The sequence below is a fragment of the Methanosarcina sp. Kolksee genome, assembly GCF_000969945.1.
GTDB classification, from domain to species: Archaea; Halobacteriota; Methanosarcinia; order Methanosarcinales; family Methanosarcinaceae; genus Methanosarcina; species Methanosarcina vacuolata.
On record NZ_CP009524.1, the window covers coordinates 628,820 to 653,490 of the forward strand.

Annotated in this window: 18 protein-coding genes and 1 pseudogene; 1 reads left to right on the plus strand and 18 read right to left on the minus strand. The window is 41.6% G+C overall.

Annotated features, from left to right (window positions below; genetic code table 11):
* Positions 1-130: 130 nt before the first annotated feature.
* A complete protein-coding gene (locus MSKOL_RS02795) occupies positions 131-1,258 on the plus strand; it encodes a nitrous oxide reductase family maturation protein NosD (RefSeq protein WP_048153550.1) in 1,128 nt (375 codons plus the stop codon).
* Positions 1,259-1,531: 273 nt separating this feature from the next.
* Here the strand turns inward: MSKOL_RS02795 and MSKOL_RS21520 are convergent.
* From MSKOL_RS21520 to ahbD, 18 genes and pseudogenes are all read right to left on the minus strand, one after another.
* Positions 1,532-1,588, minus strand: a pseudogene (locus MSKOL_RS21520) (hypothetical protein); the annotation flags it as partial.
* Positions 1,589-1,852: 264 nt separating this feature from the next.
* A complete protein-coding gene (locus MSKOL_RS02800; RefSeq protein ID WP_231592387.1) occupies positions 1,853-2,860 on the minus strand; it encodes a YncE family protein in 1,008 nt (335 codons plus the stop codon).
* Between the two features lie 1,262 nt (positions 2,861-4,122).
* Positions 4,123-5,742, minus strand: a complete 1,620-nt coding sequence (locus MSKOL_RS02805) for a PKD domain-containing protein (RefSeq protein ID WP_052725317.1) — start codon at positions 5,740-5,742, stop codon at positions 4,123-4,125.
* Positions 5,743-6,266: 524 nt separating this feature from the next.
* On the minus strand, positions 6,267-7,892 hold the full coding sequence (locus MSKOL_RS18605; protein ID WP_052725318.1) for a PKD domain-containing protein: 1,626 nt from the start codon (positions 7,890-7,892) through the stop codon (positions 6,267-6,269).
* A gap of 712 nt (positions 7,893-8,604) precedes the next feature.
* Positions 8,605-10,395, minus strand: a complete 1,791-nt coding sequence (locus MSKOL_RS21470) for a PKD domain-containing protein (protein ID WP_048153552.1) — start codon at positions 10,393-10,395, stop codon at positions 8,605-8,607.
* Between the two features lie 496 nt (positions 10,396-10,891).
* Positions 10,892-12,607, minus strand: coding sequence for a glutamate--tRNA ligase (locus MSKOL_RS02820; protein WP_048153554.1), 1,716 nt, complete (start codon positions 12,605-12,607; stop codon positions 10,892-10,894).
* Positions 12,608-12,766: 159 nt separating this feature from the next.
* On the minus strand, positions 12,767-13,072 hold the full coding sequence (locus tag MSKOL_RS02825; RefSeq protein WP_048117847.1) for a hypothetical protein: 306 nt from the start codon (positions 13,070-13,072) through the stop codon (positions 12,767-12,769).
* A complete protein-coding gene (locus tag MSKOL_RS02830) occupies positions 13,072-13,806 on the minus strand; it encodes a fumarylacetoacetate hydrolase family protein (protein ID WP_048153556.1) in 735 nt (244 codons plus the stop codon). Before MSKOL_RS02830 ends, MSKOL_RS02825 begins: the two co-directional genes overlap by 1 nt.
* Before the next feature lie 75 nt (positions 13,807-13,881).
* Positions 13,882-14,661, minus strand: a complete 780-nt coding sequence (locus tag MSKOL_RS02835) for a dihydroorotate dehydrogenase electron transfer subunit (protein ID WP_048153558.1) — start codon at positions 14,659-14,661, stop codon at positions 13,882-13,884.
* The gene (locus MSKOL_RS02840) at positions 14,661-15,566 is read right to left on the minus strand and encodes a dihydroorotate dehydrogenase (RefSeq protein ID WP_048153560.1); all 906 of its coding nucleotides are present in this window, start codon (positions 15,564-15,566) and stop codon (positions 14,661-14,663) included. The genes MSKOL_RS02835 and MSKOL_RS02840 overlap by 1 nt, the downstream gene beginning before the upstream one ends.
* A 147-nt stretch (positions 15,567-15,713) precedes the next feature.
* Positions 15,714-16,664 (minus strand): hydroxymethylbilane synthase, encoded by a 951-nt coding sequence (gene hemC / locus MSKOL_RS02845; protein ID WP_048153562.1) that lies wholly within the window; start codon positions 16,662-16,664, stop codon positions 15,714-15,716.
* 48 nt (positions 16,665-16,712) lie between these two features.
* Entirely contained in the window at positions 16,713-17,987 is a 1,275-nt protein-coding gene (hemL, locus tag MSKOL_RS02850) for a glutamate-1-semialdehyde 2,1-aminomutase (RefSeq protein WP_048153564.1), read from the minus strand.
* Positions 17,988-18,621: 634 nt separating this feature from the next.
* Positions 18,622-19,596: a porphobilinogen synthase gene (gene hemB / locus MSKOL_RS02855; RefSeq protein WP_048153566.1), complete on the minus strand. Its 975-nt coding sequence runs from the start codon at positions 19,594-19,596 to the stop codon at positions 18,622-18,624.
* Positions 19,597-19,757: 161 nt separating this feature from the next.
* On the minus strand, positions 19,758-21,113 hold the full coding sequence (gene hemA / locus MSKOL_RS02860) for a glutamyl-tRNA reductase (RefSeq protein ID WP_048153568.1): 1,356 nt from the start codon (positions 21,111-21,113) through the stop codon (positions 19,758-19,760).
* A 456-nt stretch (positions 21,114-21,569) separates the two neighbouring features.
* Positions 21,570-22,244 (minus strand): bifunctional precorrin-2 dehydrogenase/sirohydrochlorin ferrochelatase, encoded by a 675-nt coding sequence (locus tag MSKOL_RS02865; protein ID WP_048158110.1) that lies wholly within the window; start codon positions 22,242-22,244, stop codon positions 21,570-21,572.
* A 55-nt stretch (positions 22,245-22,299) separates the two neighbouring features.
* On the minus strand, positions 22,300-22,758 hold the full coding sequence (gene ahbB / locus MSKOL_RS02870; protein ID WP_048117874.1) for a siroheme decarboxylase subunit beta: 459 nt from the start codon (positions 22,756-22,758) through the stop codon (positions 22,300-22,302).
* Between the two features lie 5 nt (positions 22,759-22,763).
* Positions 22,764-23,312, minus strand: coding sequence for a siroheme decarboxylase subunit alpha (gene ahbA, locus MSKOL_RS02875; RefSeq protein WP_048158111.1), 549 nt, complete (start codon positions 23,310-23,312; stop codon positions 22,764-22,766).
* Complete coding sequence (gene ahbD, locus MSKOL_RS02880) at positions 23,305-24,372, minus strand: heme b synthase (RefSeq protein ID WP_048153570.1); 1,068 nt, start codon at positions 24,370-24,372, stop codon at positions 23,305-23,307. The genes ahbA and ahbD overlap by 8 nt, the downstream gene beginning before the upstream one ends.
* Positions 24,373-24,671 lie beyond the last annotated feature (299 nt).

A 24,671-nucleotide genomic window follows, 5' to 3' on the forward strand; every position in this document is an offset into this window, starting at 1 on the left:
TGACAAAGTATTGAGAGAGCTTTTTCCTAAAAACAATAAAAAACCTGAAAAAGGCAGGCTTTCTTTTTTCTAAAGAGTTAAAGCCTGATTAAAGAAAACGGTAGCTTCAAAATGTAAAGGAAGGACTAGTATGAGAAGAATAAAAAGACAGAATTTCAGAGCTTTTAAGCTGACAGCACTTGCGATTACTCTGGCAGTTCTCTTCACTTGCTCTGCCTCCTCGGCCGCTAATTTAAGGGTAAGTTCGGCAACTGAAGGAGACTATATTTCCATACAAGCCGCAATCGATGAAGCAGAAACCGGAGACACGATTTTTGTAAGCCCTGGAACCTATGTTGAAAATCTCAAAATAAATAAGCAAGTCTATATCTGGTCGGAATCCAGAAAGCCAGAGGAAACTGTGATAAGGGCAGCCGATCCCACGAAAAGCGCTGTTGAAATCAGTGTGGATAGGGCATCTTTTAGCGGATTTGCCATTGAGGGTTCGGAAAAAGCAGGAATCTTGCTTACAGGAGTTAAAAGTTGTTACATTAACAACAATAGAGTTCAGGGAGCCGAATATGGCATTCTTCTCAAAGGTTCTGACAGCAATACCATAAGCAATAATCTCATTACCCTTGACGAAAAAGGAATAAGACTCGAAAGCTCAAACTCAAATGATATCATTGACAATACAATTGCCTATAATTACGGTCCTGGAATCTCACTTGAGGCAAGCAGCAAGAATTATATCTATAATAATTACTTCAAAAACGCCGAAAATGTGGAAGAAAAAGCTGCAAACGCAGAAAATCTCTGGCAAAGCCCACTCAAAGCAAAACTGAATATTGTCCGGGGCCCTTACATAGGAGGGAACTTCTGGGCTGACCTTGAAGGTAAAGGTTACAGCGAAACCGGTATGGACGAAAACAGCAATGGTATTTGCGATACCGCATATAACATCACAGGCGGAGGAACCGATAATTACCCGCTCTTCCCAAAAGTTCCAAATGCCGTTAAAGTCCTTGAAAGCAATCTGAATGCCAGTGCTCATGAGCAGGGCCTGGACGATATGGTAAAAGTAACCAGTTCCAAAACCACTGTAAACAAAACCGATGAAGCTGCAGAACCGGCAGCCAAAAACGCTACCAATGAAAACGCTACTGATGAAAATGCTACCAATGAAGAGAGTTCCGGAGAAAAAGAATCGCCTGGTCCTGGGCTTGGAATTTTGGGGCTGACCATGGGAGCGGCTTATTTCCTGAAGAGGAACCGGTGAAGAAAATAGAAAAACTAATCTAAATTGGAAAAGGCATAAACACACTAATGTAATATTCAAAGTTGGAACCAGGTTAAGAACAGGCAGAAGAATCCGAGAAAAAGTTGAGAGATAGTTAAGAAAAAGCTCAAGAAAAAGCCGAAAATAAATTAAGAAAACTTGAGAGAAAGTTGAGGGTATAATCGCGAAAAGGATAGCAGGTTTTATGGGGCAGCAACTATAAAATGTAAAAGAATAACCGTCCCAAATTCCTATGAATAAGGAACACAGGTTTATCTTTTCAAAATTTGATCCGTAAAGATTTGATCCGTAAAGATTTGATCCGTAAAGATTTGATCCGTAATCATATACCCTTTAGCTTTTCTCTTTTTCTCGCTCTCCCTTGTTCTTTATCTGGTGTTTTTGTCAGTAAACTGAACCTTCAGCAGTTTATGCGCTGGATTCTGTTTGTTAAGGAGGTTCAGTATCCAAAACTCCATTTCCATTTAGTCTTTTTTCCTGTGCTTTTGTCAGTAAAGACAACATTTAACGGGTTTTTTCCTGAGAGTAGCGAGCCTTTGAAGTTTGCAACAGAAATTAGATGTTAATTAGATGTTATGTTGTGGCAGAACTTATAAACTGCCCGAATGCAGCAGGTTCTTTTCCCACCCTCACTGTAGCTGTAACTTTGTTTGTGGCTGTATTAATTACAGAGACAGCTCCGCTTGTTTCTTTTGCCACATATGCCTTAGTCCCGTCCGGACTGAAAGCAATTCCTAATGGATAACTTCCTACTGTCGCTGTGGCTGTAACCTTGTTTGTAGCTGTGTTAATCACAGAAACAGTACCATCTCCATAGTTTGTCACATATACCTTTGTTCCGGCCGGGTTTACTGCAATTCCCCACGGATATTTTCCTACAGTCACCGTGGCAGTAACCTTATTTTTTGTTGTGTCAATTACAGAAACGTCGTACTCGTTCGTCACATATACCTTTGTTCCCGCCGGATTAACTGCAACTCCGGTAGGGAGATTTCCTACTTTTATTGTGGCTATAGCCTTGTTTGTTGATGTGTCAATTACAGAAACAGTGTTATCAAGGGAATTCGCCACATATACTTTTGTTCCTGCCGGGTTAACTGCAACTCCGCAAGGGTAATTTCCGACAGACACTGTAGCTGTAACTTTGTTGCTTGTAGTGTCAATTACAGAGACGGTCTTACTGCCTTCATTTGCTACATATACCTTTGTTCCCGCCGGGTTAATTGCAACTCCCCAGGGCTTTTTTCCTACACTCACTGTAGCTGCAACCTTGTTTGTTGCAGTGTTAATTACGGAGACAACACCACTTGCTTCTTTCGATACATATACCTTAGTTCCAGCGGGGTTTACTGCAACTCCATAAGGATATTTTCCTACGTTTATCGTGGCTGTAACTTTGTTTGTTGTGATGTCAATTACAGAGACAGTGGTGCTGCCGCTATTCGTAATGTAAGCATATTTAGCCGTGCTCGAAGTATTTTGTGCAGTAGCTATCGATATAGTAGATAATGTTAAAATTAAAAATAAAACAATGGTTGTTGAAGCTAAAGCTACTGAACAGAATTTTTTGTCCATTTTCATTGTCTTACTCCTTATGTTTCGTCCTGCATTCAGCAGGTAAATTCTTTTTCCAAACATTTTCATTGATAACGTTTTTTTGGGAACTTGCATTCTATCCCACACTATATTGCTGTAAAAATGACCTGATGTTTTTTTATGATGGCGCATGGGCCATATGTTAACACATGTTAAATACAGGGCAAATTAATAGGGTGTTTGAAAAGCGCTATTCTGATATCCTCTTCATTTCAAGGGAATATATTATAACCAAAAAACCCATAATAATTTTATTACATGTTTTGAAAGTTGAATTAGTGTCTTAATTTATTTTGTAAACTTGAGGGATTTTTTAAACTTCCAGTATCTATATGAAACCTATTTTTTCCCGTACAGTTTGAAGAGGATACCTATCCTAAAAAATATCCAAATTTAATGTCGATCTGCCGAATACAGGTTTTGTTGTTCTAAAACTCAGTTCCAAAATTTAGTCGTTTTTCTTTTTTGGTTTTGTAGAAAACATATCTAAATCAGTTTCAATAGGCTCTGAACTAAATATATAAAAGCGTATCAGGTAATTCAGTTTTAACAATTGAGAGTTCTTGACTTCAAAGGATTTCTACATAACCACGCTTTTTAATAAACAGATTGAACCGGAGTTTCTAAAATCATGAAAATCGGGATATAACTATAGATAATCTGCAGGCCTAATAAAAAATTTATTAAGTACCTGAACCATGTAGTTCAATTTTAGCATCATCCCATCTTGAAATGGTCCACAGTCTGTACTTATATCGTTTCCCCTTTTTCTTGAAGAATCATTATAGGGGTTCTCGTTATACCGATCATTATTAGATTCTTCATGGCGGTAGATTATCTTTTTTGTTCCACGATTACAGATTTATTCTATATTTAGATTTTTTATATTAAAAAGTTTCTAATTCTTGTCCAAAAACTTCGTTTCAAATTGCCATTTTTATTTAATGTGTTGTTTGATGCGGTTTTATGCTGAAAGTTGAAGTTTCATCACTCAGAGTTTTATCACTCAGAGTTTCATCACTCAGAGTTTCATCACTCAGAGTTTCATCACTCAGAGTTTCATCACTCAGAAAAAGATTAAGGTACAGGGAACAAAAAAACCTGGTATTAATTCTAAAACGGAATAAGAGAAAACAGAATTATGGTCTGTTTCGGTCACCCACTATGATTCTTCTGTTGTGACTGAAACAGACCTTTGTGTTCATTACGTTTAACCTTTACTTTCTTATTGTCTTTTAATTTAAGGTTTATTTACTTTCAGAGTATGTCCCAGGTCTGGTATTTGTTGTCACTGTTATGTAATTTGTCTTCGTTACAGTATTGCCGCCTGCCACATTGCTTACTGTAAGTGTAACCTTATATTTTCCTTCCTGTAGATACTGATGTTCTGGATTCTGTTCTCTTGAAGTTGTCCCGTCTCCAAAACTCCATTTCCATCTGGTCGGTATTCCTGTACTTTTGTCCGTAAATTCGACGGTTAATGGTGCTTTTCCTGAGGTCGGAGATGCAGAGAATGCAGCAACTGGTTTTGTTACCACTTTTACATAATCTGTTTTTGTTAACGTATTACTGCCTTTAGCATTTGTTGCTGTAAGTTTAACAGTATAACTCCCTACTTTGGAATATTTATGCGTTGGATTCTGTTTGGTTGAAGTTGTTCCATCTCCAAAATCCCATTTCCATTTCGTTGGTGTTCCGGTGCTTGTGTCAGTAAACTTAACGTTTAATGGTGCTTTTCCTTCAGTTGGTTTTGCAGAAAAATTTGCGAAAGGACCTGGTGAGAGAGTGGCTATAAACTGTCCGAAAGCAACCGGACTACTTCCTACATCTACCGTAGCTGTAACAGTATTTGTTGCTGTGTCAATTTCCGAGACAGTGTAGCTGCCAGAGTTCGCCACATATATCTTTGTTCCGTCTGGTATGAATGCAATTCCAATTGGAGAACTTCCTACAGGCACCGTGGCTGTAACAGTATTTGTAGCTGTGTCAATGACTGAGACAGTATCACTGCCAAAGTTCGTAACATATACCTTTGTTCCAGACGGGTTGACAGCAACTTCCCAGGGCAAGCTTTCTACAGTTACCGTATCTGTAACAGTATTTGTTGCTGTGTCAATTACAGAGACAGTGTCATAGTTCGTCACATATGCCTTTGTTCCATCCGGGGTTATTACAACCCCACTGGGGTCATCTCCTACAGACACAGTGGCTGTAACTGTATTTGTTGCAGTATCAATTACAGAAACAGTGCTGTCATATTCGTTTACCACATATGCTTTTGTTCCATCCGGGCTGACTGTAACTCCCAGGGGACCGGATCCTACAGACACTGTGGCTGTAATAGTATTTGTTGCTGCGTCAATTACGGAGACAGTGTTACTACCCAGGTTTGTCACATATACCTTTGTTCCTGCCGGATTGACTGCAACTCCTTCAGGGATGATTCCTACAGGCACTGTGGCTGTAACAGTATTTGTAGCTATGTCAATTACGGAGACAGTTCCTTCACCGGTAGCGATATGCTCTTCTGTTTTTGTACTTAATGTCGATTTTGTGGCAATTTGCTCTGAAATGGCACTATCATAATTCTCTTCATATAAGTTCGTCACATATGCTTTTGTTCTTGCCGAGTTGACTGCAACTCCAAATGGGTTGGACCCTACATCCACCGTTGCTTTTACAGTGTTTGTAGCTGTGTCAATTACAGAGACACTGTTGCTGTACCGGTTCGTAATATATGCACATGGAGCCGTTGTCGAAGCACTTTGCACAGTAGCTGCCGATACTGTAGAAGAAATGAGAATTAAAAATAAAATTAGAGCTGCTGATGCTAAAACTACTGAATGCAATTTTTTGTCAGTTTTCATTATTCTACTCCATCATCTCTCACTTATAGGACTTACGCACTTGAAGAACAAAATCAATTACATCAACGACTGTGGATTAAAATCACGTTTTAGACAGTTAGCCGCCTGACGCGCTTGATTTTTCAGTTCAACTGCGTAAGTCCAAACTTATTTTTCAATTATAAAATGTGAATTACTCCCATAGTCTACATTTTTAAACTTTTTCATTCGAATCTAAGCTTTATACAAATATTTGATTTTAGCTGATTTGTTTTTGGGAAGAAGTATAGGGTCTCAGTAAATTTGTGCAGAAATAGCCGAGGTTTTTCTGCATTAAATAGTAAAAGGAAAGCATTTAAGGAAAGCATTAAGCGTTTCAAATGAACTTGTAAAATTATATCGTAATATCCAGTTATTCTAATCACAACCAGGTGGGTGACTCTGAAATATGGTCAAATAAGGCTAAAGGGTTAATTTTGTCAGATTTGATTAATTATTCGCATTACCCCTTAGCCTTTACTTTTTGTTGTTTTTTAATTTAGGATTTATTCACTTTCAGAGTATATTCCCGGTCTTGTATTTGTTGTCACTGTTATGTAATTTGTTTTAGTTACAGTACTGCCGCCTGCTACATTGCTTACTGTAAGTGTAACCTTATATTTTCCTTCCTGTAAATACTCATGTTCTGGATTCTGTTCCCTTGAAATTGTCCCGTCTCCAAAACTCCATTTCCACTTGGTCGGTATTCCTGTACTTTTATCCGTAAAAGCGACAGTTACCGGAGCTTTTCCTGAGGTAGGTGTCGCAGAAAATGCAGCAACAGGTTTTGTTACCACATTTATATAGCCTGTTTTTGTTATTGTGTTACCGCCTTTAGCATTTGTTGCTGTAAGTTTAACAGTATAACTCCCTACTTTGGAATACTTATGCGTTGGATTCTGTTGGGTTGAAGTTGTTCCGTCTCCAAAGTCCCATTTCCATTTCGTTGGTGTTCCTGTGCTTGTGTCAGTAAACTTAACGTTTAGTGGTGCTTTTCCTTCGGTGGGTTTTGCAGAAAAATTTGCGAAAGGACCTGGTTTCTGCGGACATATAAACTGCCCGAAAGCAGCTGGAGCTTCTCCTACATCAACAGTAGCTATAATATTATTTGTTGCTGCGTCAATTACAGAGACAGTATTGCTTCCAGAGTTCGCCACATATACCTTTGTTCCATCCGGATTGGTTGCAACTCCGTAAGGGCCACTCCCTACAAACACGGTGGCTGTAACTATGTTTGTGGCAGTGTCAATTACAGAGAGAGTGCCGTCATTGTAGTTCGTCACATATGCTTTTGTTCCCGCCGGGTTGACCGCAACTCCCAAGGTCCAGCCTCCTACAGGCACAGTGGCTGTCACCGTGTTTGTTGCAGTATCAATTACAGAAACAGTGTTGCTGCCGGCGTTCGATACATATACCTTAGCTCCATCCGGTGTGATTGCAACTCCAAAAGGAGAGTCTCCTACAGGCACAGTGGCTGTAACAGTATTTGTGGCAGTGTCAATTATAGAGACGTCACTACCGTATAAATTTGTCACGTATGCCTTTTTTCCATCCGGTGTGACTACAACTCCTGTGGGCCCGCTTCCTACGTTCACCATGGCTGTAACAGTATTTGTGGCGGTGTCAATTACAGAGACAATATCACTGCCACGATTCGCTACATATGCCTTTTTTCCATCCGGGGTTATTGCAACTCCAACTGGAGAACTTTCAACAGGCACCGTGGCTATAAGAGTATTTGTAGCTGTGTCGATTACGGAGACAGTCCCTTCACCGGTCTTCACATGTTCGTCTGTTCCTTTTACTAATATTAATTTTGGATCAATTACGTTTGAGAGAGTATTTTCATAGTTATCCAGATAAAAGTTCGCCACATATACCCTTGTCCCCTCCGGGTTGACCGCAACTCCGGCAGGGTGGTTTCCTGCAGGTACGGTAGCTGTGACAGTGTTTGTGTCTGTGTCAATTATGGAAACACTACTACCTAATTCGTTTGTAATATACGCGTACGTCCCTGTAGACGAAGCACTTTGCTCACTATCGGCCGATGCTGCAGATGAAACGAGAACTAAAAACAAAATTAAAGCTAACGATATTAAGGTTATTGAATGTAATTTTTTGTTAGTTTTCATTTATCCTACTCCTTTATCTTTCGTCACCTTTACGTTTTTAATGTGCCGTTTGTCCTTACATGTATGGGGTCATTTTGCTAATGGCTGGTTGCAAAAATATGTTTGCTGAAAAGTAAAAAATTTGCCTAATTTACCCAAAATAGTAATATTTTGTCCTTATATAAAGCACTTTCCAAAATTATTATATTACTATTATTATTCATTATTTGATCTGTAAAAACTACTTCAATATCGATATTTCCTCAATGTTTCTCATTAAAACAGTTCATGTCTTAGTATTATTGGTTTTATTCCCACATCAGGAAGAGTTTCAAAATTATTTTTCAGGATCAAAAGTCCTATTGAGAATCCAGAATATGATATTCAGAGAATAAATATTGAGTTTTGGGATCAGCTCATTATGTAAGGAAGAGACTGGTTGAAGCCGATTAGCATAGAAATACCTGGTATTTCAGCACAAAAACGTGACACGAAAACATTGAGAATTTCAAATTAGCTAAAAAAGTTAAGAAATTATATCTTGGAACTCAGTTATTGAAAACTGCGAGTATGAGGATGGTTCTCAAATATTGTTAAACAAGGTCAAAGGGCGTGTTTATCATATATTATATGATCCCATCACTGCCCTTTCTCCTTGGTTTTTTTCTTTTTCCAATTCAGTTTTTATTTACTTTAAGAGTATAACTGGTTTCGTTACACTTTTATATAATTTTTATATAATTTTTATATATCTTGTTTTTGTTATCACGCTACGTCCTGCAGCATTCTTTACTGTTAAGCTAACAGTATAGACCCCTGCCTTCGAATACTTATGAACCGGATTCTGGAAGTATGACTTTGATCCATCTCCAAAGTCCCATATCCATCCAGCAGGTATTCCTGTGCTTGTGTCAGTAAATTTAACGTTTAATGGTGTTTTTCCTGAGGTGGGAGATCCAGAGAATGCAGCAATTGGTTTTGATATCACTTTTATATATCCTGTTTTTGTTACCGCGCCACGTCCTGCAGCATTCTTTACTATTAAGCTAACAGTATAAACTCCTGCCTTCGAATACTTATGAACCGGATTCTGAAGGTATGACTTTGATCCATCTCCAAAGTTCCAGTACCATGACGCAGGTATTCCTGTGCTTTTGTCAGTAAATTTAACGTTTAATGGTGTTTTTCCGGAAGTGGGAGATCCAGAGAATGCAGCAACTGGTTTTGTTACAACTTTTATATAATCTTTTTTTGTTACTGTGTTGCTGCCTGCAGCATTTGTTACTGTAAGTTTAACAGTATAAACTCCTACTTTTGAATACTTATGGATTGGATTCTGTTTGGTTGAAGTTGTTCCGTCTCCAAAATCCCATTTCCATTTCTTTGGTGTTCCTGTACTTTTGTCATTAAACTGCACTTTCATTGGTGCTTTTCCTGAGGTTGGAGATGCAGAGAAGGCAGCAGTTGGCAGGTTTGAACTGGTGAGAGTACCCATGTAGACATTGGTTTTCTCATTGTCCCAATCCGACCACACTATCTTATCACCATACAAATCAAATCCTCTAATTGACGTATTATTAGTGTGAGTTTCCTCTTGAGTTGAGAGATTATACATGTAAATATTATATTTATTATTGCCTCGGTCATCCAGCCAAACTATCCTGTCCTTGAAGATTTCAGGACTATAATATAATGTTGATCCGCTGTTGGTAATTTGAATTTCCTTCTTAGTGGAAAGATCATACATGTAGATCTCGGAGTAGTATTCTCCATTATCTCCCTGGCGCCAATCTGCCCACACTATAATGTTATTGTCGATATCAGGACTGAATGCTGAATGGCTGGTGGTAATCTGAGTTTTCTTGTTAGTGGAGAGATCGTACATTGTGAGATTACTCGGACGTGCATCAATATCAGATACCCCCACTATTATGTTACCAGAAAAAGCAGGATTGATTATTGGCACATGGTCGAGATGAGTTTCCTTCTTAGTGGAGATATCATATATGCAATAACGATATGCGCCACCCCACAGTATCCTGTTACCGGAGATAGCGATCCCGAGGTCATACCCGAATCCATCCTCAGGGATTGTGCTATTGGTTATCCGGGTCTCCTTGTGAGTGGAGAGATCGTACATGTATACATCATGTCCTCTCTCGGTATCATTCTGACTATTTCCATTGCGCCCATCCAGCCATATTATCCTATTACCATATATAGAAGGACCCCCTGCTGATCCACTGGTAGTTATTTGGGTTTCCTTGTGAGTGGAGATATTGTACATGTAAATATTGAAGGGCCCGTCATCCCGGTTTCCATTACGCCAGTCCAGCCATACTATCCTGTCACCATATATAGAAGGACCCCCTGCTGATCCACTGGTGGTTATCTGAGTTTTATTGATCGTGAGCGAAGCGGTTTGCTCAGTAGTTGCGGATGCAGTAGATGAAACGATAATCAAAAATAAAATCAGAACTGCTGATGCTAAGGCTACTGATTGCCATTTTTTGTTAGTTCCCATTTATCCTACTCCTTAATCTTTAATTTATTTTTCATATAAAAAATGTTAATAATCTAAAGATAAATAATTTAGATATATATACATTTTTAAACGTTGTCACTTATATAAAAAATTTAAAATGTGCGTAATTTTAGAAAATTTGTTTTGAGAAAAAGAATAAGTTTACAGTAAATCCATACATAAATAGCAAAATTTTTCGGTATAAAAAAGATAAAAGAAAAACTTTTGAGAATTTCAAATTAGCTAAAAAAAGTCAAGAAATTAGATAGGGAGCGCTACTGAAAATCACAAAATTAATATTTCTAAAAAATGACAAAAAGACGGGCAAACTCATTTTTAAATATCAAATCAACAACTTACAGACACCTTCAGATAAGAAATAAGGAACACAATGAATAAATGAATAAAAAAAGTGAGCAAAAGAAAAGAGAACAGTTTTCTGTTCATCTTCTTCTGGACATATAGAACAGTTTCCTGTCCACTTTCTTCCAGACAATTATTTGTGGGCAAAATAAGCCACAACTTCTTCTTCACTTACGGTATCTATCCTGCAGAAACCGAAGCGTTCGAACTGCACGATTTTGTCAAGTTCGGCTGCAATCCCCTGCTCGCCGATGCCGTTAAGATCACCTTCGGGGCCGCGTACTTTCACATTTATTCCGTCAAGTGGGACCCAGTGGATGATTTTTGCCTTTGCTTTTTTAAGGGCTTCAAGAGAAACATCAGAGAGCTTTGCCTGAAGTGGGGAAAGAGAAGTAATCTCTATATTGCAGAAATCTTTTAAGCGGATAATAGAACCCACTTCCAGCTTTTCGACATCCTCCGTGCAGACAAGTACTTTATTTCCTGCAGCAATTTCCCTGAATCCTCTTTTATGGTCAGTAGGGTGAAGAGGAAGTTTAGCAACTGTCGGTTCGGCATCTGTAATTTCCAGTTCTACAGGATTCCAGACAAAGAAATAACGGTTTGCAATAGGGTCCACGATTTTGCGGTTTTCGGCGTAGAGAGACTCCATGCTTATGCTTACGTCAGTCATTCCGACCCCCATCTCTATCATGAACTTCTTAAGAGCTTCAGCCTGGATTCCACGGCGCCTGATTGCCCTAATTGTTGGAAGCCTCGGGTCGTCCCAGCCGCTGTATTCTCCTGCTTCGATAGCTTTTCTCAGGGTGCTCGTACTGAACTTTCCAAATTCGTGGATCTTGACCCTGCCCCAGTTAGTTGTTCTCGGGTATTTCCAGCCGAAGTATTTGTAGATATATCCCTGCCGCTTTTCGCTGTCTATAAGGTCTTTGCCCCGGATGATATGGGTCATTCCCAGTTCGTGGTCTTCTATAGCCCCTGCAAAATCCAGAAGCGGCCAGACAATGTATTTGTTTCCGATCTCAGAGCGGGGATGAGACATCTTTCTTATCCTGAATGCTCCCCAGTCCCTTAGCGCAGGGTCTTTGTGCTTTATATCGGTCTTTATCCTCAGCACTGCCTGCTGGTCTTCGTATTCCCCGGCAAGCATCTTCTCCCAGTGCATAAGGTTTTCTTCGGGGCTGGTATCCCTGTGCGGGCAGGCTTGCTTTGCATCCTTAAACTGCTTGAAATCTCCTCCCTTACAGAAGCAGACATAAGCCTTACCCATCTCGATAAGTTTCCTTGCGTAATCGTAATACATAGGGAAATGGTCAGAAGCATAAACAACCTGGTCAGGCACAACTCCGAGCCATTTGAAGTCATCGAGATACCAGTCATAAGCCTCAAGCATAGGCCGCTTTATATCAGGATCGGTATCATCGAAACGCAGGACAAATTTTCCTCCGTACATTTTCACGTATTCGGAATTAACTACCATGCCTCTTGCACTGCCAAGTGTTGCTGGCCCGTTGGGATTCGGAGCAAAACGCATTACAACTTTGCCATTTTCTGCCCCCTCAAGAGGTTTTAAGCCCTTATCGGGTTCCTTTTTTACACTAAGGGCTTCGATAAGCTCAGGGGCAATTTCAGAAAGCTTTGCTTCCCAGGCTTCAGGATTTCCCTTTGCAATCTCGGGAATAATAACGTTAAGAGCCTCAGATACTGCATTTGGGTCGGACCTGAGTTGAGGGCACTCCCCCATTACTTTGCCCATTACAGCTTTAGGTTGGGGGGCTTTCCCGTATTTTACAGCGTTTTGATAGGCGTATTTTTCAATTGTCTTAAGGTCTTCAGGACTTAAGGTCATAGAATTTCTCCAAAAATAAACTGGATCCAATGATTTAGAGTGATTGTGATTGAGGAAAAAACATGTAAATAGGGTTATAAAAAGTCACCGAAGCGAAGGAATTCCTCACAAAAACTGAAAAAGACCTTTTAAAAAAGCTCCTTTTGCATGCAGGAGCCTTTACCTGGGAATTGAAGCTTCGATTTCCTGGATGCGGGATATTTTCTCGTTGATTTTCTTAAACTCGGACTCAAATTCCTCCAGGAATTTTGGAACCGCATCTCCAGGTACGGCACCCTGAGCCGAGGGCTTGATAAGGTTAGCCTGTTCAAGGACTCTGAGCGAATAGCGCACTTTATGGTTCTGCATTCCAGTGACTTCTGAAAGTTTCAGAATCCCAATAGGAGCTTCTTCAATCACTTTCTTAAGCACCAGAAGATGGCGCTCGGTAAGTTCAAGTTCATTTCCGATAGGCTCAAGCAGCATCAGACAACCTCGTTTCTAAGTGTTCCGATTCCCTGGATCTCAACTTCTACAATGTCTCCACGCTGAAGTTCTCCAACGCCAGGAGGAGTTCCTGTGGCAATGATATCTCCTACTTCCAGGGTCATGATCTCGGTGATAAATTCAATAAGATAAGGAATGTCAAAAAGAAAGTTTGAAGTGCTGGAAGCCTGCCTGGTTTTCCCATTTACCCTGCAGGCAATTTTCGTATCCATAATATCGAGTTCATCGGGAAGAGCAAGATAAGGCCCAAAAGCTGCAAAAGTATCAAAACTCTTTGCCCTTGTCCATTGCCCATCCTTTTGCTGGAGGTCCCGGGCGGTCACATCATTAAAGCAGGTATAACCTGCAATTACATCTATGGCCTTTGAGGCTGAGATGTTCTTACAGCGTTTGCCTATAACGATTGCGAGTTCTGCTTCATATTCTACTCTGGAGCTCGATGACGGATAAATTATCTTGTCCTCATGCCCTATAATGGCTGAAGGAGGCTTTAAAAAGAGTACAGGTTTTTCCGGGATTTTCATGTTCAGCTCTTCAGCATGATCCCGGTAGTTCAGGCCGACACATACAATTTTCGAGGGAGACGCAGGCGGAAGGACACGAAGTTCTGAAAGGTCAAAAATCCCGGGAGGAGTCCCTCCTTTTGGATACACGCGTCCATTTTCGATATCTCCGTAAAAAATTTCATCTCCTGATCTGAACCTTCCTATCATGTCTCGGTCTTCTCCTGCTTTTTGGGATGTTTTCGCCCGCTTTCCTTCATTTTTTTTAAAAGGATATATTCAAACTTAAATTTTAACTCTTCGCCCACTGGCATCCCGCGTATATTTTCCCAGTTCGGAATCCATGAGCTGCACACCTGAAAACACAGGCCCGTCCCTGCAAACCCTGAGTCCTGACTTGTCTATACAGCATGCCCCGCAGACTCCTATACCACATTTGAAATAGCGGTGAAGGCTGAATTCGGACTTATCAAGAACCTCTCTGTCCTCCAGGAGCCTGAAAACCGAAGCCATCATTATTTCCGGCCCGCAGACCGCAATTTTGTCATAAACCGAAAGGTTGAGGCTGTTGAGCACATCGGTCACAAAGCCCTTTGTCCCTTTTGAGCCGTCATCCGTAGAAATGTAGACTTCCCCTGCTTCTGCAAAGCGTTTCTCAAAAAGAAGGTCACCTGCACTCCGCGCTCCAAGCACTGTATGAACTTCCGAGCCTGCACTCCGCGCTGCTTCGGCATAAGGAACAAGGGGAGCAGCTCCAACCCCGCCTGCAATAACCAGAGTTTTTTCTCCCTCCGAAGGCAGGGAAAAGCCCTTTCCATAAGGACCTCTGAGCCCGAAAGAATCTCCTTCTTTCAGCTCAAAAAGCTTTGAAGTTGCCTCTCCCACTTTCTGGACAGTTATGGAATTCTTACTCGATAGGCCCATAGGAACCTCGTCCACGCCCCTGACCCAGACCATTACAAACTGGCCGGGATTCATGGTCTCAAACTGGAAATCAAAGAAGAAAGTCCTGATTGAAGGAGACTCTTCATCTATCTTTAATATTGTAGCATTAAGAGGAAGCATCAGACCATCTCATGAGCAAGCCCTATTAATTTTTTCACGTCCGAATAGCCTTTCCTTTGCAGGAAAGCTTCAATACCTGTACTGATTTCTGAGAAGATGTCAAGCCTGTCATATACAGCCGATCCTACCTGGACAGCCGCAGCCCCTGCCATCATCATTTCTACCGCATCCTGCCAGGAAGATACACCTCCTACCCCTATTACAGGGATCTCCAGGGCAGTATACAGGTCATAAACGCATTTGATAGCTACGGGTTTGACTGCTTTTCCTGAAAGCCCACCTGAACGGTTCCCCAGGACAGGATATCCGGACTCTATATCTATAGCCATCCCTTTTAAGGTATTAATTGCAACAACTGCATCTGCTCCCCCTGCTTCTGCTGCATTTCCTATGCACGTAATATCAGAAACATTAGGAGTAAGCTTAACCCACACAGGCACATTTACTATGTCTTTTACTGCGGCTGTAATTGCTTCCACAAGGCAGGGGTTAGAGCCAACTGCTGCTCCGTACCCTTCTGCATGGGGACAGCTCACATTTAGCTCGAAAGCATCGGGTTTCGCAGGGAGCAGGCCCTCGGCAACTTCCTTGAATTCGGCCGGGTTTCCGCCGAAGATGCTTGCGATTACTGGGACTCCTGCATCCTTTTTTGCAATTTCGAGTTCCTGGAAAAAGCTGGGATAGGAAGGATTCGGAAGTCCCATAGCATTCAAAAATCCGCAGTCAAGTTTGACCATGCTCGGGTTGGAATGCCCGGTTTTAGGCATAGGGCCTATGGATTTAGTCACAACGGCTCCAGCCCCTCCTTCATGTGCAACCCTGCACAGTGATGCTCCGGTTGTGCCAAGTATCCCGGCTGCAAGAATGGTTGGGTTCTTCAGTTTAAGTCCGGTAAGAGTATACATAGCTGTTTCCTTTCTGCCCTGTTAGAATATCATTTTCATTTGCATTTCATTTGCATTTCATTTGCATTTCATTTGCATTTCATTTGCATTTCATTTGCATTTCATTTGCATTTCATTTGCGTTATCAGTCGTGTTATCATTTAGTTATTATTCGTATAAATCATCCGAGTCGCACGAATCCCTCGAAAGCTGCAGGAGAGCCTCTTCAGCAAGTTTCTTTCCGCCCATATGTACAAGACTGCTTCCGAGTTCTCTGGCTTTTTCAATGCCTCCTGCCATAGGGATAAATTCATTTATACCGACAGTTTCCTCACCGCTAAGGGAAAGGACCTCAGCCCACACATGGATTTCTTTTCGGTCAGGCGTAATTTCTGCATAAGAACCTATAGGCGTGGTACAGCCTCCCCCAAGTTCGGAAATCAGGATGCGCTCAATTTCGGTGGCAATCCTGCTGTCAGTATGGTCGAGTCTGGAAACCGCAGCCTCCGCTTCAGTGTCTGCTCTTGTGACAACTGCAATCGTACCCTGATTGGGAGAGGGACAGAAGAAATCAGGAGAAAGAATTTCCCCTTCAAGCTCCCAGCCCATGCGTTCAAGCCCCGCTTTAGCGAGCAGGATCCCGTCATATTTTCCTTCTTTCAGCTTCCTCAGCCTTGTATCGATATTGCCCCTTAAATCCTGTGTAACAAGGTCAGGCCTATAGCGTTTGATCTGGGCGGCCCTCCTCAGGGAACTGGTACCTATAATAGACTGTTCGGGCAGCTCGTCCAGGGAGGTTCCGTCATAAGTCAGCAGGAGATCAAATGGGGTGTCCCGCTTCAGAACGGCTACTGTTGGAAGTGTTGATGGGCGAATCGTTGGCATATCCTTCATGGAATGGACAGCTATATCTATTTCTCCTTCAAGCATAACTTCGTCCAGTTCCCTTACAAAAGCTCCAACTCCGCTTGATACGGCGTGTAGAGGCCGGTCAGTAAACCGGTCTCCGCTGGTTTTTATAATTTTTAAGCTGGTTTCAACGCCCTGTGCTTTCAAAAGGCGTGCAACAGTCTCGGCCTGAGCAAGTGCAAGCTGGCTGCCCCGCGTACCTATAATCATATAGAATCCTCGTTTTCAAAGATGTAAATCCGTTCAAAATAAATCCGCTTAAAGATTTTCGGTGTATGCTTTAAGGGTTTTTTCGATGTCCTCTTCGCTATGGGCTGCGGAGACGAAGTTGGTTTCAAACTGCGAGGGAGGGAGGAAAATTCCGCTTGCAAGCATCCTGTGGAAGAAAGCAAGGTAACCCTCCTTATCGCACTTCAGAGCTTCCTGATAGTTGTGAGGTTCGGCTCCAAAGAAAATCTTGAACATTGAAGCAATTCCGCATACGCTGTAATCAAGCCCTTCGTCCTCAACAATTTCTGTAAGTACAGCCCGTATGTAATCGCCTTTCGAATTAACTTTTTCGTGGATCTTTTCCTGCTCCATATAGTCAAGCACTGCAATTCCCGCAGCCATGGAACACGGACTTCCGCTGAAAGTCCCTGCCTGGTATACCGGGCCGGATGGTGAGATCATTTCCATGATTTCACTCTTTCCTCCAAAAACACCTATAGGCAGCCCTCCACCCACGATCTTTCCAAGGGTGGTCATATCAGGCACGATCCCGAAGTATTCCTGTGCCCCTCCCATTGCGAGCCTGAATCCAGTGATAACCTCATCGAATATGAGAAGCACGTCGTTTTCCAGGGTAAGCTTCCTGAGTTCTTCCAGGTATCCGGGCAGGGGAGTTATCGGGCCTATGTTTCCGAGCACGGGCTCTATGATAACTGCGGCCAGCTCATCTCGGTTTTTCTCTACAAGCTCTGTCATTGCTTCTATATCATTATAGGGAGCTTGCAGGGTATATTTTGTGAAATCTGCAGGTATCCCCAGGGAATCGGGCTCTCCGAGAGTTGTCGCTCCTGAACCTGCTTTTACCAGCACCGCATCATGAGCCCCATGAAATCCGCCTTCAATTTTGATGAATTTGTTTCTGCCCGTAAAGCCGCGGGCGAGTCGAAGAGCACTCATTGTGGCTTCCGTGCCTGTGGATACGAAGCGGAGCATATCGATACTGGGATAATATCCTGCAACTTTCTCGGCAAGGTTTACTTCAAGCTCGGTAGGGGTCCCGTAGAGCCAACCTTTGTCGAGCTGGGCTTTAATAGCTTCTTTTATCACAGGGTGATTGTGCCCAAGGAGAGCAGGGCCGTAAGCCAGACAGTAATCAATGTATTCGTTCCCGTCAAGATCTCTTATCTTTGAGCCATTGGCTGACGCCGTATAGAATGGATATGGCTTTATTGCGCGTACAGGACTGCTTACTCCACCAGGAATAAGGGTCTTTGCTTTCTCATACATCTGCCTGGACTTCTCAAGTGTTACCTCAGATATCATGGAAATCTCACCGGATTGGACTGAAAATCTATAACAGTTATTCGTAAATTTAAGTTAAGTTCTGGATTTTAAGTTAAGTTCTGGATTTTAAGTTAAGTTCTGGATTTTAAGTTAAGTTCTGGATTTTAAGTTAAGTTCTGGATTTTAAGTTAAGTTCTGGATTTTAAGTTAAGTTCTGGATTTTAAGTTAAGTTCTGGATTTTAAGTTAAGTTCTGGATTTTAAGTTAAGTTCTGGATTTTAAGTTAAGTTCTGGATTTTAAGTTAAGCTCTGAATTGAACTTAACTTGCACATAGAATTGAATTTATACTGAACCGAATTATGTTTTACACTGAACCGAATCATGTTGAACTAAATTATGTTGAACTAAATTATGTTGAACTAAATTATGTTGAACTAAATTTATAAATATTATACTGATTTTATATATTAATCTGCACTTTAAAGTTAAGGCTTTTTACACCTTACTGTATTACTTTTCTATCTTATAACAGAGACTCTCTCTATTAAGCAGTTATTAATGAACTTGATGGGTGTGTAAACGGAATCAGCAATAGTTTTGAAGGCAGGAAAGGCGGGAAAGGGAGAAAAACGAAATAAATCTGAAAAGAAAAAGCACCTGAAAAAGAGGTGCTTACTTCAACATGCGGGCAGCATCTTTTGCAAAGTAGGTAATGATAATATCTGCTCCTGCCCTTTTGATGGAAATGAGGGATTCGTAAATTGCTTTCTTTTCGTCAAGCCAGCCATTAGCTGCGGCGGCTTTGATCATGGAATATTCTCCGCTTACGTTGTATGCAGCCGTTGGCATCCCATAGTCCGTCTTGACCCTGTAGACAATATCAAGGTAAGGAAGAGCTGGCTTTACAATTATTATATCTGCGCCTTCAGCTACATCAAGAGTTACTTCCCTGATAGCTTCATTGCCGTTTGCAGGGTCCATTTGATAGGTAGAACGGTCTCCGAAGGAATATCCTGACTCAGCGGCTTCTCTGAAAGGCCCATAGAAACACGAATGATATTTTGCGGCATAGGACATTATCGGAATATTCTCAAATCCGTTCATGTCAAGCGCGTGTCTGATAGCTTCTACCATCCCATCCATCATACACGACGGAGCCACCATATCAGCACCTGCCTTTGCATGGCTCACTGCAATCTTTCCGATGACCTCAAGGGTGGGATCATTCAGGATTTCTTTTGTTTCGAAATCAACGATTCCGCAGTGCCCATGGCTTGTGTATTCACACATACAGACGTCCGTGATCACAACAAGTTCGTCTCCAAGCTCGGCCTTAATTCTCCTGACAGCCTCCTGGACGACATCGATTTCCCCATATGCAGAACTGCCTTCCGCGTCTTTAAATGCAGGCACTCCAAAAATAATCACTGCCGGAATCCCGAGTTCTGCAATCTCTTTTGCCTCATTAACAACCTCAGAGAGAGGAATATTATATATTCCGGGCATGGATGGGATTTCAACAGCAGAATCAATAGTTTCATTCACAAAAATGGGCTGGACCAGGTCGTCTACGGATAAAGTAGTTTCACGCACAAGGTTCCTGATCTTTCCTCTTCTCAATCGTCTTAACCTGACATCTGGAAACATTTGATCACTTCTCTGCGAATTATCTATGAATTATCTATGAATTATCTATGAATTATCTGTGAATTATCTGCAAATTATCTGCAAATTATCTGTGAATTATCTGCAAATTATCTGCGAATTATCTTATCTACGAATTTTGTGTAGTTTCTGATTCTTTTTTATTAGTTACTTTTTTCAGAAACCCGATCTCTCGCACTCTCGCAATCGGGTTTCATATTTTCCACCTTTATCCCGCAATCTGGTTTCATTTTTTCCGCTTTTACCTTGACCTTGTCTTTTTCGAGGCAGAAGACCCTTGCAACTACGTCAAGGAACTCGTCGTTTCCGAGCTCTGCGGCCTGGCGGAGAACTTTGGTGGGCTCGGCAAGAATTTTGTTTGCGATGGAATGGGTAAGGTCATCAAGCACCTCGGTTTCGATTTTTCCTATAGTATGGTAAGCACAGAGCCTGTTAACTGCTTTTTCCCTTTCCCGCATTCTCACATCATACACTTGCTTATAAAGTTCAGATATAATCTTATCGGCTCTCTGGCGTTTATATTGGAGGTTTAAAAGCTTGATCTCTTCCTGAATTATATCTTCGGCTTTTTTAGCTTCCTCTTTCCTCATTTTAAGCGTTCTCTCACTGATCACCCTGAGATTGTCAATATTGCACAGTTCCACGTTATCGAGTTCAGCAGCCGATTCCTCGATATCCCTGGGATTTGCTATATCAATTAAGAGGAGTTTACGGTTTTTATCCCGGTCTTTTATGGCTTTTTCAACTATTTCACGGGTTAAAATGTAATGAGGAGCACCTGTACCACTAATTACAACATCAGCACTTTTAAGTTGAGACTGGACATCATTGAGCTTGACTGCGTATCCTCCCAGTTCATAGGCAAGTTCTTCAGCTTTCTTGAAGGTACGGTTAGCGATGTAGATTGCCTCGATATCCTTTTCAGCCAGGGCTTTTGCTACAAGAACTCCTATTTCCCCTGCCCCTATCACAAGCACGGATTTTCCTGTGAGCCCGTCCAGAATTTCCTCTGCAAGGTCCACAGCCGCAGAACCTATGGATACCGAACCTTTATTGATCCGGGTTTCGTTACGGATACGTTTTCCTACCTGAATAGCTTTATCAAAGGCAGTGTCAAGGATTTTTCCGGTAGTTCCCGCTTTTTTGGAATAAGCGTAGAGTTCCTTTATTTGCCCTAAAATCTGGTCTTCCCCAACAATCATAGATTCAAGCCCGCCGGCAAGCCTGAGCAGGTGTTCAAGAGATTCGTCATGCCCATAGAAATCAATAATATGGGTGGAAGCTCCCATTTCCTTTGCAAAAGAGAAAAGTATACTGCTGCTGGGGGAAACAACATAAATTTCAACACGGTTGCAGGTTTTCAGGACAACGCACTCATGAACATATTCATGATTATACAAATTATGGAGCAGACCGTCCAGATCTCCGTGCCAGGCGGACTCCATTTCCTCAATTTTTGCTTTCTTATGGGATATAACCATACTTGAGATTTCTGTCACAGAGAGCCTCCGGATAGAATGAATCAGGAATAGAGTAATAATATAAGGAGCTGTAAATTAAACTTTGTCATAACTCCTAAGCCTTTTTTCACAAACGAATTTTATTTACAGATTATTTTTATTTAAAGCTTCCATTTGCAGAATATTTTGATTCAGGTCGTCTTGAGATTCATGGAACATTAAAATTTTGAGATTACTGAGACTTTTAGATTACTGAGACTTTTAGATTACTGAGACTTTTAGATTACTGAGACTTTTAGATTACTGAGACTTTTAGATTACTGAGACTTTTAGATTACTGAGACTTTTAGATTACTGAGACTTTTAGATTACTGAGACTTTTAGATTACTGAGATTTTTAGATTACTGAGATTTTGAGAGTACTTAATTAAGGGTGTACTTTGAAGGTTCTTAACGTTTATAGTTTCCTTCCAGCATCTTCGATTTCTTTCAGGATTATCTGTCGGAATTTGCCAGGTAACTTGAAATTATCGCGTAAGCCCTTTCAGCTGCTTTTTCATAAGACTCGGAAAATCCATCCCAGACAGCCTCGCTTTCCAGGACTTTCCAGATAATTGCTTTTCTCTGCCTCTGTTCTGCCACATGCTTCTTGAGGTAACTCCTGAGCTCATCCTGAAGCCGGATCATATCGGAATATTCGGGAGTAACCAGGCCTTCGATCTGCCTGCGAGTATATTTTGAGACCGCAGGACTGTGCCCGAGAGTGGAAATCCCGATTACGAGGTCTCCTCTTTTAATCACTGACGGGATTACGACACTACCTAAAGTGTCTACCTGATTAATCAAAATATCGCTCTCCCGTGCGATAACAGTGATTTTCTGGTTAAGTTCAAAATTACTTGTTGCAGGGATGACAAGAAAAGCTCCTGAAATTAGTTCCCTGAGCTCAGAATCCGAAGCCTTAAGTAAGTCGAGCCGAACAAGCCTTACCTGGCCTGAAGCTCCGAGCTCCTGCAGGTCCTGGGAGAATTCAAGGCTGGCAACAAGTGTATCTGCACAGCCGGAAAAGAGTTTGGCTTTGCGTTCCCCAACCGAGCCTCCCCCAAAGATAACGATTTTCCTGCCAGACAGGTCAAGCATAAGCGGTAGAAAATTATTTGTTTCAGCCATAGCCAGGAACCTCGCAATAAAAATCTTAATATCGGGACTTATTAATATAGGAATTTTACAGTCTGACCCCGGTTTTTTTGAATTCTCTTTCACTGAAAAAGAGGGTATAATCATTAATTCCGGTAGCTTCCGATATCCTTACAGCTACTTTTTCACAGTCTTCTGGAGTGTAAGAGTGAACCATAGTAAACAGATTGTACGGCCAGTCAGGATAGCGGGGGCGTTCATAGCAGTGAGTCACTTCGGGAAATTCAGCCATGATATTCCCTACCGTTTCTATCTGCTCATCAGGAACATTCCAGACACACATTGCATTGGCTGTTATGCCTATGGCTCTGTGCCCTATTGAAGCCGCAAAGCGACGGATTTTCCCGGCTTTCTGGAGGTTTTTAAGCCTGTCAACAACTTCCTGTTCACTGATTCCAAGTTCAGAAGCAAATCCTTTGAAAGGAGAATGTGTGATTGGAATTCCGTCCTGCACAAGTTTTAGCAGTTTTACATCCGTTTTATCCATTTATTTCACCTGATATCAAATTTTACCTGAATCTTAAACAGGTGCTTTGTAGGAAGATCAAGAAGAGGACAGCCTGTATTCTCTCGGATTTCGCTGAGAATCCTCTCAAGCCTGTTTTTATTTGGAGCAGAAAGTGTAAACCAGAGATTATATTGTGAAGCACTTCTGAGATAATTATGGGAAACCTCGGAATACTCGTTAATAAAAATAGCAACTTCTTCTATGCGGGACTCAGGCACTTTCAGAGCTACAAGAGTACTTACGCCTCCCATATTTCTCATGCTAAGGACAGGACCTACCCTTCTTACCGCCCCTTTCTTGTTAAGTTCTCGCAGCCTTTCAATTACCTCGGTTTCGGAAAGCCCGAGAATCTCGCCTAACTTTGCAAAAGGTTCAACTTCGAGGGGGACTTCCTGCTGGATAAGGTTGAGGATTTTCTTGTCGGTCTCATCTAGTTCTATTACCGGAACTTCCCTGTCATTAGGGTCCATATCACAGGAAAAATCGGCAGCCTCTTTCTTGAGCTGATCTTTTAAATTATCAATGTCAATCATCCTGATCACTACTATTTTTTCGGGGTCTGTATATGCAGTAAGGCTCTTCTTCGAGATAGTCGCCTGTAGCAGCATAGGCTCTTGCCCTGCAGCCTGCACAGACTTTTTTGTATTCACATATCCCGCACTTTCCTTTAAGCTCTTCGGGGTCTCTCAGTTTCCTGAATACCTCAGAGTTCTCCCAGATATCCCTGAAAGGTTCTTCCCTTATGTTTCCGGCAAGAACTGGAAGGTAGCCGCAGGGATAGACCTGCCCGACACTTGATACAAAACAGAAGCCTGTACCTCCGAGGCAGCCCTTTGTCATTGCTTCATATCCGTGGGTTTTAACCGAAATTTCAATGCCTTCTTTTTTTGCCTGCTGGCGCATTATCCTGAAATAGTGGGGAGCGCAGGTTGCTTTCAACTGGATTTTCGATTCTTTTTGCATCTCATAAAACCAGTGTAGAATGCGCTCGTAATCTGCAGGGGATACCTCATCGGATTCTTCTCCCCTGCCTGTAGGTACAAGGAAAAAGACATGATATGCAACTGCACCAAGCTCTTTTGCAAGCTCAAAAGTCTTATGGATTTCTTCAAGGTTGCGTTTTGAAACCGTAGTATTGATCTGGAAAGGAAAATCGGCTTTCCTGAGAACTTCAATGCCTGCAAGCGTTCTTTCAAAAGCCCCGGGCATGCCCCTGAAATTGTCATGCATTTCTGCAGTTGCTCCGTCAATACTAATGCTGAGCCTCTGCACTCCGGCAGCTCTTAATTTCTCAACAATTTCAGGCGTAAGAAGAGTCCCGTTTGTTGCAAGTACGACTCGGAGCCCGGCATCAGTGCCGTAACGTGCAATTTCAAAAACGTCGGGCCTGGTCAGAGGCTCGCCTCCGCTCAGAATGAGAATGGGTTTTCCAAGCCCTACAACTTCATCTATGAAGTGTTTAGCCTCCTCAGTTGTAAGTTCACCCGTCGGAACCGAGGAAGTGGAAGATCCCCTGCAGTGTACGCAGTTCAGGTTGCACCCTGCAGTCAGTTCCCATGCGATAAGTCTTGGTGCATTTGTCATGGCGATCATAAATTAGCTGTTTTCATTAATAGCATTCAAAGTTTAATGAGATTTACAAATTAACGATAATTAGAAAGTTAAAATCCTGGTTTGAAGACCGAATAAAGTCCAGATTATTTTACCGGGAATTTCTCCGATTACCTGAATTTTCTCCGGTTAAGATTTGAAAGATCTGGATTTAAGATTTGAAAAGTCATATTAGTAAAGTAATATTAATATTCTGCCATCTCAAATAAAAAATTGCAAAAAGAAATTGATAAAATGTCAGGGATTTTTGTTATATCCAGGTTACTTGACAATTTATAATC

Excerpts from the sequence above, each read along its gene's own strand:
- ahbB (WP_048117874.1), bottom strand. The coding sequence starts at position 22,758 with ATGGATAAAACGGATGTAAAACTGCTAAAACTTGTGCAGGACGGAATT.
- MSKOL_RS02800 (WP_231592387.1), bottom strand. The coding sequence starts at position 2,860 with ATGAAAATGGACAAAAAATTCTGTTCAGTAGCTTTAGCTTCAACAACC.
- MSKOL_RS02825 (WP_048117847.1), bottom strand. The coding sequence starts at position 13,072 with ATGCTGCTTGAGCCTATCGGAAATGAACTTGAACTTACCGAGCGCCAT.
- MSKOL_RS21470 (WP_048153552.1), bottom strand. The coding sequence starts at position 10,395 with ATGGGAACTAACAAAAAATGGCAATCAGTAGCCTTAGCATCAGCAGTT.
- hemC (WP_048153562.1), bottom strand. The coding sequence starts at position 16,664 with ATGATTATAGGTACGCGGGGCAGCCAGCTTGCACTTGCTCAGGCCGAG.
- MSKOL_RS02835 (WP_048153558.1), bottom strand. The coding sequence starts at position 14,661 with ATGCTTCCTCTTAATGCTACAATATTAAAGATAGATGAAGAGTCTCCT.
- hemB (WP_048153566.1), bottom strand. The coding sequence starts at position 19,596 with ATGTTTCCAGATGTCAGGTTAAGACGATTGAGAAGAGGAAAGATCAGG.
- MSKOL_RS02820 (WP_048153554.1), bottom strand. The coding sequence starts at position 12,607 with ATGACCTTAAGTCCTGAAGACCTTAAGACAATTGAAAAATACGCCTAT.
- hemL (WP_048153564.1), bottom strand. The coding sequence starts at position 17,987 with ATGATATCTGAGGTAACACTTGAGAAGTCCAGGCAGATGTATGAGAAA.
- ahbD (WP_048153570.1), bottom strand. The coding sequence starts at position 24,372 with ATGATCGCCATGACAAATGCACCAAGACTTATCGCATGGGAACTGACT.
- MSKOL_RS18605 (WP_052725318.1), bottom strand. The coding sequence starts at position 7,892 with ATGAAAACTAACAAAAAATTACATTCAATAACCTTAATATCGTTAGCT.
- MSKOL_RS02805 (WP_052725317.1), bottom strand. The coding sequence starts at position 5,742 with ATGAAAACTGACAAAAAATTGCATTCAGTAGTTTTAGCATCAGCAGCT.
- ahbA (WP_048158111.1), bottom strand. The coding sequence starts at position 23,312 with ATGATTGACATTGATAATTTAAAAGATCAGCTCAAGAAAGAGGCTGCC.
- MSKOL_RS02865 (WP_048158110.1), bottom strand. The coding sequence starts at position 22,244 with ATGGCTGAAACAAATAATTTTCTACCGCTTATGCTTGACCTGTCTGGC.
- MSKOL_RS02830 (WP_048153556.1), bottom strand. The coding sequence starts at position 13,806 with ATGATAGGAAGGTTCAGATCAGGAGATGAAATTTTTTACGGAGATATC.
- MSKOL_RS02795 (WP_048153550.1), top strand. The coding sequence starts at position 131 with ATGAGAAGAATAAAAAGACAGAATTTCAGAGCTTTTAAGCTGACAGCA.
- MSKOL_RS02840 (WP_048153560.1), bottom strand. The coding sequence starts at position 15,566 with ATGTATACTCTTACCGGACTTAAACTGAAGAACCCAACCATTCTTGCA.